The organism is Nonomuraea sp. NPDC050547, from assembly GCF_044457345.1.
Classification (GTDB): domain Bacteria; phylum Actinomycetota; class Actinomycetes; order Streptosporangiales; family Streptosporangiaceae; genus Nonomuraea.
In genome coordinates, this window is sequence record NZ_JBITGW010000012.1 from 225,028 (window position 1) to 242,026 (window position 16,999).

Sequence of the window (16,999 nt, forward strand, 5' to 3'; positions counted from 1 at the left end):
CCAGAATGCCTGCTCGGCGGCCAGGAGGGACAGCTATGGGCTTGCACGTGGAAAGCCGGGCCTCCGACTCGCCCTACATCGATCGGGTATGGCGCAGCCGGAGCTCCGACATCGCCCAGATGATGTCCATCGCGGCGGCCCGCTGGGACCTCGTCTTCTGGGAGCACCGGGGCCAGGTCTGCGCCGCCGTACAGGGGCCCGAGACGCGGGCGCGCGCCGCGCCCGTCCCCGAGGACGCGACGTTCTTCGGCATCACCTTCTCCCTCGGCACCGCGATGCCCCACCTGCCCATCGACCGGCTCGTCGACAACTCCGCGACGATCCCCGGCACCACCGGCAGCTCGTTCTGGCTGAAGGGCTCGACCTGGCGCCTGCCCGGCTACGACGACGCCGAGGCGTTCGTCCGGCGGCTCGTCCGCGAGGACGTCCTGGCCCGCGACCCGATCGTCGCCGCCGCGCTCGACGGCACCCGCCCGGAGGTCTCGGACCGCACGCTCCAACGACGGTTCCTGGCGGCCACCGGCCTCACCCGCGGGGCCGTACGCCAGATCGACCGGGCGAGGCACGCGGCGATCCTTCTGCGGGACGGCCGCCCGGCCCAGGAGGTGGTCCACCGGCTCGGCTACTTCGACCAGCCCCACCTGGCCCGCTCGCTGACCCGGTTCATCGGCCGGACCGCCACGCAACTGGCCGGCCCGCCGCAGCCGGAACCGCTGTCGCTTCTGTACAAGACCTGACCGGCCGTTCCGGCCTACCCTCCCACTCGTATCGAACGACCTAAGGAGCACCGCGATGGCGAAGATCATCTCCAGTTTCTTCATCTCCCTGGACGGCGTCGTCGAGTCGCCCGACAAGTGGCACTTCCCGTACTGGAGCGATGAGATGGGCGCCGTGATCATGGAGGGCATGGGCAGCGCCGCCGGCTTCCTCATGGGCCGCACGCTGTACGACGAGTGGTCCTCCTACTGGCCGACCGCCGAGGCCGACCCGGAGGCCGGCAGGTCCCTCAACGAGAGCCGCAAGTGGGTCGTGTCCAACAGCCTCGAAAAGGCCGACTGGAACAACACCACGATCATCTCCGGCGACGTCGCCGCCAAGATCCGCGACCTCAAGGAGCAGACCGAGGGCGACATCCAGATGTCCGGCTCCGCGACGACGGTCCGCTGGCTCCTGGCCCAAGGGCTCCTGGACCAGCTGAACCTGCTCGTCCACCCCATCGTCGTCGGCCATGGCCGGCGGTTGTTCGAGGACACCCCGACCCACCCGCTGAAGCTCACCAACTCCGTGACCTTCGACAGCGGCGTCCTGAACCTCTCCTACGTCCCGGCCCCCAACTAAGCGATCACCAGCCGAGCCCCGGGCAGCCCCCCATCGGCCGCCATGGGTCGTTCGAACGTCGCCGGGAGCATAGGCGGTCACGGAGCAACGTCAATGTGCCCGATCCCATGGGATCGTGGCTCGCCTCCGTGGACAATTCCGGTATGACGACCCGGCGCTGGGTGCTCGTGGGAACGGCCGTGCTGGTGGCCGTTCTGGCGATCCTGTTCGCCGTCCTGGGATGGGACACCGCGAACCGGCTCGCCTCGCTGTTGTCCGCGCTCGCGGGCGTGGCCGCCGTCGGAGTCGCGGTGTGGGCCGCGCTGCCCGCCGGGACCGGGGTACGGGTCTCCCGCACGGGCAGGGCCACGGCCGGGAACGGCGGTTCCGCCAACACGGGTCTGACCGGTCGCACCCAGGCCGGGCCGGTTCGCGTGGACAAGACCGGCGACGCCGACGGCGGTGACGCCAACACCGGCGTCAGGCTCGGCTGATGGCGCGGTGGTCGAGGAACGACATCAGGCGGACCGGCGCCGCCACGGCCGGCGACCAGAGCTACGTCAACACCGGCGGCCACTACGGCGACGTCTACCTGGCGGGCGCGGCCCCGGTCGCGCAGTCGGCGTACCGGGAGCAGGTCGAGCAGATCTTCCCGTGGGATCTCGTGGACCGGGAGTACGAGCTGGCCGAGCTGGCCGCCTTCTGCACGGGTGAGCACAAGGCCGCGTACGCGTGGTGGCAGGGGCCGCCCTGGGCGGGGAAGTCCGCGCTGATGGCGACGTTCGTGCTCCATCCGCCGCCGGGTGTCCGCGTCGTCTCGTTCTTCGTCACCGCGCGTTACGCGGGCCAGAGCGACTGGCAGGCGTTCCTGGACGTGGTCATGGAACAGCTCGCCGAACTGCTGCACCAGCCCATGCCGGCACTGCTGCTGGAGAGCACGCGGACCGCGTGGTTCGCCCGCCTGCTGAAGGACGCGGCGCTGGCCTGCCGGCAGGCGGGCGAGCGTCTGGTCCTGCTGGTGGATGGGCTGGACGAGGATCGAGGAGCGAGCGGATCGGGCGCGCAGAGCATCGCCGCCCTCCTGCCCGCCGCGCCGCCGTACGGCATGCGGATCATCGTGGCCGGGCGGCCCGATCCGCCGGTGCCGGCGAACGTTCCCGCCCACCACCCGCTGCGCGACCGCGGCGTCATCCGGGCGCTGAGCCCGTCGGCCGAGGCCCAGATCGTCAGGGACGACGCCGAGCGCGAACTGGACGTGCTGCTGTCCGGCGACACCGCCGCGCACCGCCTGCTGGGTCTGCTGGTCGCCGCCGGTGGCGGCCTGAGCAGCCGGGATCTCGCCGAGCTCACCGGTATGACGGTCAGCTCGGTGGACAAACGGCTGCGCGCGGTGTCCGGCCGTACCTTCAGCAGCCGCGACAGCCATTGGCAGCCCAGAGACGGCGCCAAGGTCTTCGTCCTGGCCCACGAGGAGTTGCAGAAGACGGCGGCGGCCACGCTGGGCGAGGCCGCGCTGGACGGGCACCGCAGGGATCTGCACGCGTGGGCCGACGGCTACCGCGAGCGCGGCTGGCCGGCCGGCACCCCCGAGTACCTGCTGCGCGGATACCACCGGCTGCTTCAGGAAGCGTCGGACCTGCCGCGCATGGTGGCCCACGCCACCGACCAGACCAGGCTCGACCGCATGCTCGACATCAGCGGCGGCGACGCCACGGCCCTGGCCGAGGTTCTCACCTGCCAGGCGGTCATCCGCGCCCAGCCGGAACCCGACCTGTACGCGGTGCTGACGCTGGCGCGCATCCGGGAACGGCTGGCCGGCCGCAACGCGTACATCCCCAGCCAGTTGCCCGCGGTGTGGGCCGAACTCGGCAACCCGACCCGCGGGGAGGCTCTGGCGCGCGGCATCACCAACCCGGAACGCCAGACGCGCGCGCTGGTCGGGCTGATGAAGGTGCTGGCGGCCACGAAACGGCACGAGCACGCCCTGCTCGCCGCCGAGCACGCGAGAAGCGCGGCGGAGGCCCTCACGAACGCCGACAGCCAGATCAAGTACCTGATCTCCCTGTCGGAGCACCTGACCAGAGCGAGCTACCACGACCAGGCACTCGACGTGGCCCGGGACGTCGAGGAGCGCATCGGCGCGCAGGCGGCCGCCTCGCGGTGGTCCACGCACGCCCGGCTGGTCGACGCGCGGATCGCGACGGGCCGCCTCGACGACGCCGAGCGGACGGCGGAATCCATCGGCGCGCCGGACCCGCGCATCCTGGCGTACGCGGACCTGATCAGGGCGCTCGTCGCCGCGGGCCGGCACGACGCGGCCCAGCGGACGGCGGCGAAGGCCACGGCTTTGGCCCGCACCGTCCGCGGCGAGGAGGGCATGGCCCCCGCGTTCGTCGCCCTGGCCCGCGCGCTGGCCGCGGCGGACGAGCCGAAGGCGGCCGGTGAGCTGCTGGAGGGCGCGGAGGCGGATGCGGAGCGGCGCTTCGCGGACGAGTTCCCCGAGACGCTGGCAGAGCTGATCAAGATCTACGCCAAGGTGGGCCTGGGCGGCCGCGCGAGCGCCCTGGCCGACAGGGCCAGGGCGAAGGCGCAGAACGGTGACCAGCTGGGCGCCCTGGTGTCCGCGCTGGCCGAAGCGGGGTTGTTCAGGCCGGCAGAAGCGATGCTGACCATGATCCGGCCGGAGGAGGGCGAGCCCGCGGCGGACGCGCGGAACAAGGCGTTCCTCGCCATGGCGGGCGGCCTGTCGAAGGCGGGGAAGTTCTGGGAGGCCGCCGCCTTCGTCCATCGCATCACCCATGAGGAGACGCGCTCGCTCGCCCGATCCCGGCAGGCGATGGCCCTGGCCATGGCGGGTGAGCTGGCGGAGGCCGAAGGCATGGTGCGGCGCATGTCCGCGCCGGGCGACCGGGTGAACACGCTGGCGGTCCTGGTCATAGCGACCCAGGCGAGCGGCGACAGCGAGCACGCCCGGCGCCTGGCCCGTCAGGCCGACACCGAGGCCGAATCCATCGGCGACCCGCACGCCCAGGTCGGCGCCCGCATGAACCTGCTGGCGGCGCTGACCAAGGCGGGACACCAGGACCACGCGCGGGAGGTGGCGCACGGCGTGGAGGCCGTCGCCCGCTCCATCACCCATCCCGGCATCGAGATGCAGACCCACCTGGAACTGATCGCCGCCCTCGCCGCATCGGGCCAGAACGAGCGGATCGGTCTGGTGGCCGGCCAGGCGATGTCGGTCGCCCGCGGGGTGCCGGAATCCCAGGAGCGCTCCCATGCCCTGGTCGGCCTGGCCGATCAGCTGGCCGCGGTCGGTCACCTGGACCTGGCTGTGGAGGCGGCGGTCGCCGTACCCCTGCCTGAGGTACGTCACCACGCGTTCGCGCGGCTGACCGCGGACCTCCTCGCGGCGGGCGCGCTCGACAGGGCCCGGTCGCTCGCCGAGGACATCACCGATCCCCGGGTACGGGCCGGCGTCCTGATCTCGCTGCTCGCGAAGCTGGCCGGGGGCGAGGACGGCGAGCGGGCGGCCGCGGTGGCCGCGGACGCCGAGAGCGCCGTCGGATCCATCGTCGACCTGGACGCGCAGACGAGGGCGCTGGCCCGGCTCGTCTCCGTCCTCGGCAGCGCCGGCCAGTGGTCCCGGGCCGAGTCCGCCGCCCGTTCCGTCGACGACCCCTACGCCCAGAGCCAGGCGCTCGCCGCGCTCACGACCGCGCTCATCGAGGCCGACCGGCTGCCAGAGGCCAGGAACACCGCCCGCACGATCCCGGTGCCCGAGGTCCAGACCCGCGCCCTCACCGAGACGGTGAAGGGCTTGGCCGCCGCGGGCCTGCTCGACGAGGCCGAGGAGATCATCCGCGACATCCCCGACCTGGAGACGGCCGTCGAGGGGCTCTGGGCCATCGCGCGGGCGGACCCTTCACGGGCCCGCCGGCTGATCGCCTGGGCCTCGGCCAGGGTCCGGCCGGGCCTGCTGCTGGAGACCGTCGCCAGGATCGAACCCTCGGTGCTGGCCCGGCTCGCGACCCAGGACCGCGCCTGACTCAGGAGCTGTTCAGCGAGACGTTCCAGAAGCCGGCGTAGCGGCCGCCGCGGCGCAGCAGCTCGTCGTGGCCGCCCTCCTCCACGATCCCGCCGTCGTCGAGGAAGACGATGCGGTCGGCGCGGCGGACGGTCCGCATCCGATGCGCCACCATCACCACGGTACGGCCGGCCATCAGATGTTCGATCCCCTCGTGGACGGCCGCCTCGTTCACCGGGTCCAGGGCGGAGGTGACCTCGTCCAGCAGCACGATGGGCGCGTCCTTCAGCAGTGCCCGCGCGATCGAGACACGCTGGCGCTCGCCGCCCGACAGCAGCGCGCCGCCCTCGCCGACGTTCGTCGCCCAGCCGCCGGGCAGCCGCTCGATCACCTCGTCCAGCCGGGCGGCGGTGGCGGCGGCCCGTACGTCGGCGTCGTCGGCGCCGGGGCGTCCGAGCCGTACGTTCTCCTCGATCGTGCCGTCGAAGAGGTAGACGTCCTGGAAGACGATGGAGATCCGCTCCATCAGCGCCTCTGAGCTCATCGCGCGCACGTCCACGCCGCCCACCCGGACGGTGCCCGCGTCCACGTCGTAGAAGCGCGCGAGCAGTTGCAGCAGCGTGCTCTTGCCCGAGCCGGACGGCCCGACCACGGCCAGCCGCTGTCCCTGCGGCACGGACAGCGACACCTCGTCGAGCACCGTGCGCTCGCCGTGCCGGAAGGTGACGGCCTCGAACTCCAGGTCGTGGCCGCGCGGCAGGACCGGGTCGCGGGGTTCCGGCAGCGGTTCGGTACGCAGCACCGCGTCGAGCCTGGCCAGCTCGGCCCGCGCGCCGCGTACCTTGCCGCCGATGTCCGACAGCGACAGCAGCGGGTCGGCGCTGCGGGCGGCCAGCACCAGGATCGCCAGCATCTCCGCCACTCCGACGCCCCCGCCGAGCGCGAGGTAGGCGCCCAGGACCAGCAGCGCGGTGAACACCGCCTGCACGGTGATCGTCGTGGCCACCACGCCGGACAGCGCCGACAGCACGGTACGGCGGGAGGCCCGCTGGAGTTCGCTCAGCGAGTCGTCGAGCAGCCGGAACCGCTCGTGGGTCCGGCCACCGGCGCGCAGCACCGGCTGGGCCTGCAAATATTCGATGACCCGCCCGGTCGCCTCGTGTCCGCGCTCCGCGGTCCGCGCGTCGGCGGCGGCCATCGAGCGTCCCGACCAGGCCTGGATCGCCGCCACGACCGGCACGGCGACCAGCGCGGCCAGCCCCAGCTGCCAGTTGAAGGCGAGCATCACGGCCACGATCGTCAGCGGAGTCACCCCGGCCGCGATGAACGGCGACAGCAGGTGCGCGATCACGCTCATCGCCTGCAGCACGCCCTCACCGGCCAGGACCGACACCTGCCCGACGCGCCGGGCGTCGTACCAGCCGATGGGTAGCCGGGCCAGATGCCCGCCGAGCCGGTGGTACATGCCGCGCAACAGCGAGATCCCCATCCGGAATCCGGACAGATCACTGAAGTAGCGCAGCCCGGCGTAGAGCGCGACCGCGACCCCGAACGCGACCAGCCAGGGCACGGCCTCCCCCGGCGTGCCCCCGAACAGCGCCCGCAGCACCGGGAACAGCAGCGCGTAGGACAACCCCTCGGCCACCGCGGTCGCGGTCATCAGGGCCACGGTGCGGCGCAACGGCCGGGCGTACTCGTCGCCCAGCACACGAAGCAGCATGCGGATCATCAGAGTTCGTCTCCCTGCGGTGATCGGTGGGACTGCCAGAACGCGGCGAACCTGCCGCCTCGCGCCAGCAACTCGGCGGGCCCGCCGCGCTCGACGATCTCGCCGTCCTCCAGCAGGACGACGGTGTCGGCGTCGGCGACCGTCTCCAGGCGATGGGCGATGACCAGGATCGTGCGCTCACCCGCCAGCCGGGCCAGGGCCTGGCGTACCGCCTGTTCGGTGTGCGGGTCGGCGAAGGAGGTCGCCTCGTCGAGCACGAGGACGGGCGCGTCGGCGAGCAGCGCGCGGGCCAGCGAGATCCGCTGTGCCTCGCCGCCCGACAACCTCACGTCCTCGCCGATCACGGTGTCGTAGCCCCGTGGCAGTTCGAGCACACGCTCGTGGATGTTGGCCATGCGCGCGGCGCGTACCACGTCGTCGAGGTCGGCGTGCGGTACGGCCAGCGCGATGTTGTCCGCGACCGAGGCGCGCAGCAGGCGCACGTCCTGGAAGACGAAGGAGACCGACCGGTAGAGCTCCCGGCTGCCGAGCTCGCGCAGATCGACGCCGCCCAGCAGGACCGACCCGTGGCTCGGGTCGAAGAACCGCGGCAGCAGCTGGACCAGCGTGGACTTGCCGCCGCCCGACGGGCCGACGACGGCGGTGACCGTGCCCGGCTCCAGGACCAGGTCGATCCCGCGCAGCACCTCGTGATCGTCGTCGTAGCCGAACCGGACGCCGCGCAGCTCCACCCGGTGCCCCCGCGGCGCGACCGGGTGGGCGGGCTCGCGCAGGGACGGCACCGCGAGCACGTCCTTGATCCGCCCGACCGCGCGCCCGGCCGCCTGCATCTCGTCGAAGCCGTGGCCGAGAGCCGCCACCGGTGCGGTCAGCCCCAGCCCGAGCAGCAGGAACGGCAGCAGGTCGGCGGGGGCGAGACCCCCGGACGTGATCAGGACCGTGCCGCCGACCAGCACCACCAGCAGCACGAACGGCGGCGACAACGCCACCTGCATGCCCGCGCCGATCCCGGAGATGCCGTAGATCAGCCGGGAGAAGATGCCGACGAACTCGTCCACCGCCGTCACGAACCTGCGGTGGGCCCGCCCGGATCCGCCGAACGCCTTCACCACCGAGATCCCCTGCACGAACTCGACGACCGAGCTCGTGATCCGTCCCATGGCCGCGTCGAACGCCTTCTGCTCGCGCAGCCTGGCCGGGGTCATCATCAAGGGCACCAGCGCCAGGGCCAGCACGACCGGGATGAGCGTGATCAGCGTGAGCCGCCAGTCGACGGTGAACAGGTAGACGAGCGACACGAGCGGCACCACGAACGCGGAGACGAGCTCGCCCGGCGTGTGGGCGATGAACGGGTGCACGGCGCTCACGTCGTCGCCGACCACCTTGGCCAGCTCGCCGCTGTGGCGCCGGGAGAACCAGCCGATCGGCACCCGTCCCAGCCGCGCCGCGAGCTGCCTGCGGAACATCAGCTGCACCTGGCCGTCGACCAGGTGCCCGATCCCGGACGACGCGGCCGTGAACAGCAGCCGGGCGAACAACCCGGCCGCTCCCGCGATCACGACGGTCCAGACGTGGCCGTGGTCGGGCGGGCCGGGCGACAGCAGCGTGCGGCCCAGCTCGACGACCGCGAGCAGCGGTGCGAGCCCCGCGACGGCGCCGATCACCTGAAGGGCGACCACGGCGGCGAAACTCAGGGCATGGGGGCGCAGCAACCGCGCCATGCCCGGTGACTCGGTGACGTTCATCGCTTCTCCATGCGGCTGCCGCGCGGCAGGGTGACGGCCATGATGTTGCTGGGGATGTCGAGCTCGATGCGGTGCCAGCGCCCGCGCGGGACGACGGCCGCGGTTCCGGCGATCAGCCTGATCTCCTCCTCCGGCCGGCCGGGCCGTTCCGGACGCAGGTAGAGGCGGATCTTCCCGATGAGACAGGACACGAGCTCGTCGGCCTCGGGGTGGATCTCCCAGTGGTCGGCGTGGACGTCGGCGCCGGTCTTCGCGTGGAAGGCGGTCAGCCGCCAGCCGTCCTGGCCGGGGGTTCCGGCCTTGACCTGGCCGTCCTGGTGGAGATGGAGGGGGGAGGCGAACAGATCGATCGGGGTGATGGTCATGCCGGGACGACCTTCCTGCGCAGGACGGTGAGGGCGATGAGGGCGGCGACGGTCAGGAGCGCGGCGCAGACGGTCAGGCTGAGCGCGTAGCCGTCGGTGAGGGTCTGCGGCGTGAGGACCTGGCCGGTGCGGTGGTGTGCCACGGTGCCGAGGGCGGCCAGCCCGAGCGAGGCGCCGAGCTGGCGTGAGCTGTTGAGCAGGCCCGAGGCGGTGCCGCTCTCGTGGGCCGCGACGCCGGTGGTGGCCGTGGAGACGATCGGCCCGAGGCAGAGCCCGAACCCGACGCCGATCACGACCGACGGCGCCAGGACGTGGGTGAGGAAGGTACCGTCCGGGCTGATCATCCCGAACCAGATGAATCCGGCCCCGGTCAGCAGCCCGCCGGCGATCAGCAGTGTGCGCGGCGCGGCCCGGTAGCCGAGCTTGACCGCGAGCACGGACCCGGCGACCACCGCGAGCGCCATCGGCAGGAACATGAGTCCGGTCAGCGCCGGCCCCGTCCCGAGCACACGCTGGAGGTAGAGGGAGGCGAAGTAGAAGGACGCGGCCATGGCTCCGCCGACCAGCATGCTGAACAGGTTCGCGCCGAGTACCGACCGGTTGGCGAGCAGGCCGAGCCGGATCAGCGGCTCGCGCCGGGTGGTCAGCTCGACCCGCACGAACGCGACCAGCAGCGCGATCGCGACCGCGAGCGTCGTCACGGTGATCGGCGAGGTCCACGCATGGTGTTCGGTACGCACGACGCCGAACACCAGCAGGGTCACGCCCGCCGTGGCCAGGACGGCTCCGAGCACGTCCGGACGGCCGCCGCGAACCGGCGCCGGGCCCGCGGCGACACCTCTCCAGGCCAGGGCCAGCGCGCCTGCGGCCATCGGCACGTTCACGAACATCACCCAGCGCCAGCTCGCGTACTCGGTGAGCAGACCTCCGATCAGCACGCCGAGCGCGCCGCCCGCGGCGTTGGTGGCGCTCCATATGCCGAAGGCACGCACCCGCTCCCTGCCCCCCGGAAACGTCGTGGCCAGCAGCGACAACGCGGCCGGAGCCAGCGCGGCGGCTCCGATGCCCTGGGCGGCTCGGGCGGCGATCAGATGGGCGGGTTCCTGGGCGAAGCCGCCGATGAGCGAGGCGAGGCCGAACAGGCCGAGCCCCAGCAGAAGGACCTGTTTGCGGCCATACCGGTCGGCCGCCTTGCCACCGAGCAGGAGCAGCCCGCCGAAGGTGAGCGCGTAGGCGTGGATCACCCAGGTCAGTCCCACCGCGCTGAAGCCGAGGCCGGCCGCGATCTGCGGGAGTCCGACGTTGACCACCGACAGGTCCAGCGACACCATGAACTGCACGACCGCCACTGTCGCCAGCGTGGACCCCGTGCGTGTGCGGACCGATATCGTCATGCCCGCAATCGTGGTCGAGCCGCAGTTCAGGGGCGTCGTACCCGTGAAGTCAATTGCCGCTACCGCCCCGGCACCAGTGGCGGGCCCGACTACGCCGGCGGGAGTAGTCAGCCGTGGGACGCCGCCGAAAGGTCCTGCCCGTCGGCCCAGGTCTTGAGCCGGTCGGCATAGACCTGCTGGATCATCGGATAGAAGCCCTGCCCGAAGAGCACCCGCAGGGGCGGATTGTCCGAGTCGACGATCGTGAGCAGCGTCTGAGCGGCGGCGGCCGGATCCCCGGCGGGCTGGTCCTTCATCACCCCGGCCAGGCTCTGCCGCAGAGCGTCATAGGCCGGGTTGAGCTCCGCCATGAACCCGTTGTCCAGCGGATCGGGATTCTTCCCCTCCCTGGTGGCGAACCCGGCGGGCTCGATCACGGTCACCTTGATCCCGAATCCCGCGACCTCACGGGCCAGGGTCTCGTTGAGCGCTTCGAGAGCCCACTTGGAGGCCTGGTAGGCGCCTCCGAGCGGCATGGCGACGAGCCCGGCCACCGAGGACAGCTGGACGATGTGCCCCGAACCCTGCTCGCGCAGGTGGGGCAGCGCCGCCTGGAGAACCCAGACCGCCCCGAACAGGTTCGTCTCGAACTGGTCGCGCAGTTCCCGCTCGGTCAGCTCCTCGATCGCGCCGATCTGGGCGTATCCGGCATTGTTCACCACGACGTCGAGCCGCCCGAAGTGCTCCTTGGCCAGCTTCACGCTCTCGAAGACCGCGGCCTTGTCGGTCACGTCCAGCTCCAGCGGAAGCACCGCGTCGCCATAGGCGGCGACCAGCCCATCAAGGCTTCCGGCGTTCCGGGCGGTAGCCGCCACCCGGTCACCGCGCGAGAGGGCCGCCTCGGCGAAGTTACGGCCAAGCCCGCGCGACGACCCGGTGACGAACCAAACCTTGCTCATGATGTCTTCCCGTTCCTTCGCTGTCGGCTGCGTTCACCTCCTGAACCGGACAGCCGCACGATTCCTGACAGTGAAGGAACGTGACGTGACTCACCACCCGCTCATGATGGGCTGCCGCGGCCCGGCGGCCGCCCACTGCCGGGTGATGCGCTCAAGCTTGCCGGGGTTGACCTGAAGGTGGATCGCCGCGACCCCGCCGGGACCCACGTCGAGGCAGAAGACGCCGAAGACCCGCTCACCGGCCTGGACCAGTAGGGCGGGACCGCCGTTGACGACGGCGGCGTGGAAGGTGAGATTGTCGCCGTCGAGCATGGCCCGCTTGGCGTCGGTCGGCCGGAACACGTGCTCCAGGTACCGCGCGATACCCGGCGCGCCGACGATCGGGCCCCTGCGGGCCGGAACCCGGCCACCGCCGTCGGCCACGCTGACCGCGTCATCGGTGAGCAGCCGGACCAGCGGCTCGGTGTCGCCGCTGAGCGCCGCGGCCAGAAATCCTCGGACGATCTTCTCCGCCACCCCGGCGTCGACCTCGCCCCGGGAGCGCCCGGCGGCCAGGTGCTGCCTGGCCCGCCGGTAGATCTGCTGGCAGTTCACCTCGGTCAGGTCGAGGATCTCCGCGATCTCGCGATGGGGGTAGCCGAACGCCTCGCGCAGCACGTACACCACGCGCTCGTTGGGCGAGAGCCGTTCCATGAGGGTGAGCATCGCCATGGACACCGACTCCCGCTGCTCAGCGGTGTCGGCCGGGCCGAGCATGCGGTCCCCGGCCAGAACCGGCTCCGGCAGCCACTGCCCCACATAGGTCTCCCGCCGGACCCGCGCCGAGCCGAGCTGGCTGAGGCAGAGGTTGGTGAGCACCTTCGTGAGCCAGGCTTCGGGCGTCTCGATCAGCTCCCGGTCCGCCGCGTGCCACCGCAGGAAGGTGTCCTGCACCACGTCCTCGGCGTCACTGGCCGACCCCAGCAGCCGGTAGGCGATCGCCTCCAGGCGACCTCTGAAGCTCTCGAAGAAATCGGCCTCTAGCGACATGCTTCCATGCTCGACCATGCTGGGCGCCCTCCTCCAACCGCCCCCTGAGATGAGGCAGGGGTGACCCCAGGGCAGTACTCAGGGGCGCACCCGATGCCCGGCCGATCGCGCCCGGATCATGCTGTGCACATGCGGATCAGCTGGGCCGGTTGGGCCCTCATGACTGTGCTATCCCTGTTCATCGTCTCCGTCGCCGCCAAATATCTGACCTTCGACCCGGCGGTGTACTTCGAGCAGCAACGCGAGATCTACGTCGAACGTGTCCTCGCCCTCGGACTGCACATCTCCGGTGCGATCGTCGCCCTTGCGATCGGACCCCTGCAGTTCGTGGGAGCGATACGGCGCCGCCTGCCCCGCCTCCACCGCGCGATCGGAGTCCTCTACCTCCTGGGCTGCCTGGCCGGCGGAATCGGCGGCCTCCTCCTGGCCCCCACCGCCCACGGCGGCCCCATCGCCGGCCTGGGCTTCGCCGGCCTGGCCGTCAGCTGGCTGGTGACCGGTGCCATCGGTCTCCGCATGATCCTCACCGGCCGCGTGGCCGACCACCGCCGCTGGATGATCCGCAGCTTCGCCCTCACCTTCTCCGCCGTCACGCTGCGCCTCATGCTCCTCGTGTACGGCGGGCTGGCCTCGGCCGAGCTCATCACCCTCGACTTCACCACGGCCTACGTGGCGATCGCCTGGCTGTGCTGGGTCCCCAACCTCCTCATCGCCATCCACTTCACCCCGGCCCGGGTTCCGCACGCGTCAAGCACCGGCCGGCGGCGCGAGTTCGGTCGCGACCTCGACCGCGATCTCGATGGCGCGGCCGGCGAGCGGTGAGTGGGTACGGCCGGCCCGCCAGTGCAGGTAGATCTGCCGCGGTGGCAAGGAGGGCCGCAGCTCGTGGACGCGGAGCCGGTCGTCGGATGAGAGGTCGGCTCCGCGGATGGCGAGCCACGGCAGCACCGCCGAACCCAGACCCGCTCGCACCATCGAGAGCAGGGTGTCGTTGACCGCGCTGCGGAACACGAACTGCGGGCGGGCGCCGTTGCGGGCGAGGGCCTGTTCCATCAAGGGCTGGTCGCAGGTCAGGGGCCAGGCCACCATCGGGACTCCGTCCAGCCGCTCCAGCGCGACCGGCCCGTCGGGGAAGGCGCCGGCGCCCGCCACCAGCAGGTACGGATCGTCGAGCAGCTTGAGGTGATCGCTGTCGCCGTCGATGAGGCCGTCGTAGAACAGCAGGTCGAGGTCGCCGAGCTGCGGCTGGTCCGGCTCCTCCTCGGACAGCCTGATGTCGCAGCCGGGGTGCTCGGCGCGCAGGCGCCGTACCACCGAGGGGAGGATCACGTTGGACACGCTCTGGAACGTGCCGATGTCGATCCGGCCGTCGCCCGCCTTGAACCGGTCCACGGCGTCGTTCAGCGCGTCGGCCTTCGCCAGCAGGCCGCGAGCGTGATCGAGGACCACGACGCCGAGCGGGGTGAGGCGTACGGGCTTGGGGCCGCCCGGCCGGTCGAACACCAGGCCGCCGACGGCCCTCTCCAGCGCGGCGACCTGCTGGCTCACCGTGGACTGGGTGTAGCCGAGCCGGGCGGCCGCCCGGCCGAACGAACCCTCCTCGGCGATGGCGGCCATCGCCGCCAGGTGGCGCAACTCGATGTCGGACACGTCCCCATCATAGTCCCTAGCGATTGAATCAATCGAGAATCATCGCTTTTCACGATTGAGATGCCTGCCTAACGTGGCAGACATGACAAACCACCGGCTGCGGTCGGCGCTCTGGCTGCCGCTCTTCGACGAACTCGCCGACCCCCTGGTGATCGCGCGCCTCGCCGCCGAGGCGGAGGAAGCCGGATGGGACGGCTGCTTCGTGTGGGATCAGCTGTCCTGGCGGGCTCCGGTCCGCTCGCTCGCCGACCCGTGGATCACGCTGGCGGCGATCGCGACCGCGACCGAACGGCTGCGGCTCGGCCCGATGGTGACACCGCTCGCCCGCCGCCGCCCGGCCAAACTGGCGCGGGAGACCGCGACGCTGGATCGGCTCAGCGGCGGCCGCCTCACCCTCGGCGTCGGCCTCGGCAGCGACCGGTACGGCGGCGAACTGTCCAGGACCGGCGAGCAACTCGACGACCGGCGGCGCGGGCGGATGCTCGACGAGTCGCTGACGATCCTGTCCGCCGCCTGGTCCGGCGAGCCGGTGCGCCATCAAGGCGAGCACTACACCGTCGACGACCTCACGTTCCTCCCACGACCGGTTCAGCGGCCCGGCGTCCCGGTATGGGCCGCGGGATTCCCGGGCAACATCAAGCCGATCCGCCGGGCCGCCCGGCTCGACGGCTTCTTCCCGGCCAACCTCGAACACCCCGACCAGCTCGCCGAGGTCGCCGCCACTCTCGCCGAACTGCGCGACGACACGACGGCCCCCTACGACATCGCCGTCGGCCTGTCGCCCGGCGTCGATCCCGCGCCGTACGCGAAGGCCGGCGCGACGTGGTGGCTGGCGGATTTCGACCCTGGTGTACGGCCGGCGGCCGTACGCGACGTCGTCCGCGACGGCCCCGCGAGGGCGGTGCATGTGGTGCGATGAGGCCATGGAGACCGTGCTGGCCGGAGCCGTTGCCGTTGTAGGAACTCTCCTGGGTTCCATCGTCACGTACTGGTTACAACGACGTGCGTCCGATCATGGTGAGAAGCGACTCCGAAGCTCCCAGCTACGGCAGGAGCGGATCGAGGCCTACGGCGCCTTCGCCGCGGCGGCGACCACCCTCCGGCAGGCACGGACCACGCGGTGGTACCGACGGCAGGACGATTCCGGAGGATCCGCCTACCACGAGGCGCGCGCGGCGAGCGACCAGGCCCAGGGAGTCGCGCTGCACGCCCTCTTCCGTGCGCAGATCGTCGCCGGCGAGAACGACGTGACAGCCAGCGCCCAGGCTGCCCTCGACGCGATCGACGAGATCCGTCCCGGCCTGTCACGGCCGGACTTCCAGGCGAAGCTGGAGAACAGCGGGCTGCTGCTCGCCCAGTTCGTGGCGCACGCCTCTCGCGACGTGACGGACTGGGAGAGCTCACCCGCTCTGCGAGAGCTGCCCGAGTATCCCGAGGAAGCCCGCCCCTAGCCGGGCCGGTTGCCCGTCGGGATCACGATCTTGGTCTGTGCCCCACGGGTGAGGTAGTACGTGGTCCACTTCTTGACCATCTCGTCGAGCAGCCAGGCGGCGGCGGGCACCAGCGGCAGCCCGATCAGTCCCTCCCGGAACCGCACCAGCAGCGGCCAGGCGGTCTTGACGACCGGGTCCCACAGCGGCTCGCGCCGGATGCCGTTCCAGTCGGCGACCTGGTTGCCGGTGAGGTATCTGGAGAACGCGTTGACCAGCGGCTTGTCGATGCCACCCGGGCTGGTCAGCTCCGCGAGCATGTCCCGCAGGATGGCGTTGAGTTCCACTCCCTCCCGGGTCGGCCCCATGTTCCTGGGCAGGACCAGGTCCGACTGGGTGTAGGAGGTTTCCCAGGTGGCGGGGAGAAACTCGTCCCTGATGCCGAGCATGTGGCCCAGCATCTGCACCGAGTGCAGGTATCCCTCGACCTCGGTGGCGGACATGCGCACCTTCCACTCCCGCAGGCCGCGCATGGAGTACGTCGCCAGGGTGTGCCACGTGACGAGCATGTCCTCCTGGCTGATCGGGATGGGACCCGGCCAGTGGGGGGACGACTTGAGCAGGTGCCGTACCGCCGCGTGCACCAGCCGGGTCTTCACCGCCTCGACGACGGCCGTGCCGCCGGCGCCCCAGGCGTTCTGGGGCCGGACCGCGTAGGCCAGGATGTTCGTCTTGGCGATCCGGTCCTTCAGATCCGCGCCGCCCGCGGAGTAGTAGACCGCGCGGGCCTCCTTGGGGATGGCGGTGGCCAGCATTCCGGCGCCGACGATGGTGAGGACGACGATGTAGTTCCCCTTGAGCGCGTGGAAGCGCGCCCCGGCGTCCAGCTTGGCGGGGTCGGCCCACGACGGCAGCTGCCGCGCCTGCTCGATGAAGGCCCGCAGATCCTCCGGCAGTCCGGCGGGCAGGGGCTGGTCGTTGCGGTTCCAGTCGTACAGCAGCCGGTTGACCTCGGGGATGAGCCCGCGCTCGAACAGTGAGGCGAGCATCGGATCGGCCACCTCGTCCCACACCCAGCGGGGGTCCGCGCCGGTGCCGGAACCCGCGATCGAGCCACTGGCCGGCCAGGTCCAGTCGCCGGCCAGGGAGTCCGCCTGGGCCGGGGAGGACACGCCTAACGCGCCGAGCGCTCCCAGTGCGGCGCCCGAGATCAGTGCCTCGCGCCTGCTCAGCTCTGCCATGCTCGCACTCCTTTCAGGGCATGCGAGAAAGGGATGATACGAAGAAACAAGCTTTGAATCTGTGTATCATCATCAGAGCACAGGGTGACGAGCATCACAAGACCGCGATTGAGGCAGAATCCCCTACAGGAGGTGGT

Annotated in this window: 15 protein-coding genes; 7 read left to right on the top strand and 8 right to left on the bottom strand. The window is 71.5% G+C overall.

Features of this window, described 5'->3' with window-relative positions; all coding sequences use genetic code 11:
- The first annotated feature begins 35 nt into the window (after window positions 1-35).
- From ACIBHY_RS29340 to ACIBHY_RS29355, 4 genes are all read left to right on the top strand, one after another.
- Window positions 36-737, top strand: coding sequence for a helix-turn-helix domain-containing protein (locus ACIBHY_RS29340; RefSeq protein ID WP_397252030.1), 702 nt, complete (start codon window positions 36-38; stop codon window positions 735-737).
- A gap of 55 nt (window positions 738-792) precedes the next feature.
- Complete coding sequence (locus ACIBHY_RS29345) at window positions 793-1,338, top strand: dihydrofolate reductase family protein (RefSeq protein ID WP_397308305.1); 546 nt, start codon at window positions 793-795, stop codon at window positions 1,336-1,338.
- 143 nt (window positions 1,339-1,481) lie between these two features.
- Window positions 1,482-1,811, top strand: a complete 330-nt coding sequence (locus ACIBHY_RS29350; protein WP_397308306.1) for a hypothetical protein — start codon at window positions 1,482-1,484, stop codon at window positions 1,809-1,811.
- Window positions 1,811-5,362, top strand: coding sequence for a hypothetical protein (locus ACIBHY_RS29355; RefSeq protein ID WP_397308307.1), 3,552 nt, complete (start codon window positions 1,811-1,813; stop codon window positions 5,360-5,362). Before ACIBHY_RS29350 ends, ACIBHY_RS29355 begins: the two co-directional genes overlap by 1 nt.
- A 1-nt stretch (window position 5,363) precedes the next feature.
- Here the strand turns inward: ACIBHY_RS29355 and ACIBHY_RS29360 are convergent, their stop codons facing one another.
- The 6 genes from ACIBHY_RS29360 to sigJ all read right to left on the bottom strand — a co-directional run bounded on the left by ACIBHY_RS29360 (window position 5,364) and on the right by sigJ (window position 12,541).
- Window positions 5,364-7,061 (bottom strand): ABC transporter ATP-binding protein, encoded by a 1,698-nt coding sequence (locus tag ACIBHY_RS29360; RefSeq protein WP_397252034.1) that lies wholly within the window; start codon window positions 7,059-7,061, stop codon window positions 5,364-5,366.
- A gap of 8 nt (window positions 7,062-7,069) precedes the next feature.
- A complete protein-coding gene (locus ACIBHY_RS29365; RefSeq protein ID WP_397308308.1) occupies window positions 7,070-8,815 on the bottom strand; it encodes an ABC transporter ATP-binding protein in 1,746 nt (581 codons plus the stop codon).
- On the bottom strand, window positions 8,812-9,180 hold the full coding sequence (locus tag ACIBHY_RS29370; RefSeq protein WP_397252036.1) for a cupin: 369 nt from the start codon (window positions 9,178-9,180) through the stop codon (window positions 8,812-8,814). The genes ACIBHY_RS29365 and ACIBHY_RS29370 overlap by 4 nt, the downstream gene beginning before the upstream one ends.
- On the bottom strand, window positions 9,177-10,574 hold the full coding sequence (locus tag ACIBHY_RS29375; protein WP_397252037.1) for an MFS transporter: 1,398 nt from the start codon (window positions 10,572-10,574) through the stop codon (window positions 9,177-9,179). The genes ACIBHY_RS29370 and ACIBHY_RS29375 overlap by 4 nt, the downstream gene beginning before the upstream one ends.
- A gap of 107 nt (window positions 10,575-10,681) precedes the next feature.
- On the bottom strand, window positions 10,682-11,512 hold the full coding sequence (locus ACIBHY_RS29380) for an SDR family NAD(P)-dependent oxidoreductase (RefSeq protein ID WP_397252038.1): 831 nt from the start codon (window positions 11,510-11,512) through the stop codon (window positions 10,682-10,684).
- A 90-nt stretch (window positions 11,513-11,602) separates the two neighbouring features.
- Window positions 11,603-12,541 carry an RNA polymerase sigma factor SigJ gene (gene sigJ, locus ACIBHY_RS29385; RefSeq protein WP_397252039.1) on the bottom strand — a complete coding sequence of 313 codons (939 nt, stop codon included), beginning with the start codon at window positions 12,539-12,541 and terminating at the stop codon, window positions 11,603-11,605.
- Between the two features lie 159 nt (window positions 12,542-12,700).
- On the opposite strand from sigJ, the gene ACIBHY_RS29390 reads away from it, so the two are divergent.
- Window positions 12,701-13,363, top strand: coding sequence for a DUF2306 domain-containing protein (locus ACIBHY_RS29390; RefSeq protein WP_397308309.1), 663 nt, complete (start codon window positions 12,701-12,703; stop codon window positions 13,361-13,363).
- Here ACIBHY_RS29390 and ACIBHY_RS29395 read toward each other — a convergent pair.
- Complete coding sequence (locus ACIBHY_RS29395; protein WP_397252041.1) at window positions 13,289-14,191, bottom strand: LysR family transcriptional regulator; 903 nt, start codon at window positions 14,189-14,191, stop codon at window positions 13,289-13,291. The genes ACIBHY_RS29390 and ACIBHY_RS29395 overlap by 75 nt on opposite strands.
- 82 nt (window positions 14,192-14,273) lie before the next feature.
- Here ACIBHY_RS29395 and ACIBHY_RS29400 point away from each other — a divergent pair, with 82 nt between their 5' ends.
- On the top strand, window positions 14,274-15,110 hold the full coding sequence (locus tag ACIBHY_RS29400) for an LLM class flavin-dependent oxidoreductase (protein WP_397308310.1): 837 nt from the start codon (window positions 14,274-14,276) through the stop codon (window positions 15,108-15,110).
- A gap of 4 nt (window positions 15,111-15,114) precedes the next feature.
- A complete protein-coding gene (locus ACIBHY_RS29405; protein ID WP_397252043.1) occupies window positions 15,115-15,642 on the top strand; it encodes a hypothetical protein in 528 nt (175 codons plus the stop codon).
- On the opposite strand, the gene ACIBHY_RS29410 is transcribed toward ACIBHY_RS29405, so the two are convergent.
- Window positions 15,639-16,862: an oxygenase MpaB family protein gene (locus tag ACIBHY_RS29410; protein ID WP_397308311.1), complete on the bottom strand. Its 1,224-nt coding sequence runs from the start codon at window positions 16,860-16,862 to the stop codon at window positions 15,639-15,641. The genes ACIBHY_RS29405 and ACIBHY_RS29410 overlap by 4 nt on opposite strands.
- Window positions 16,863-16,999 lie beyond the last annotated feature (137 nt).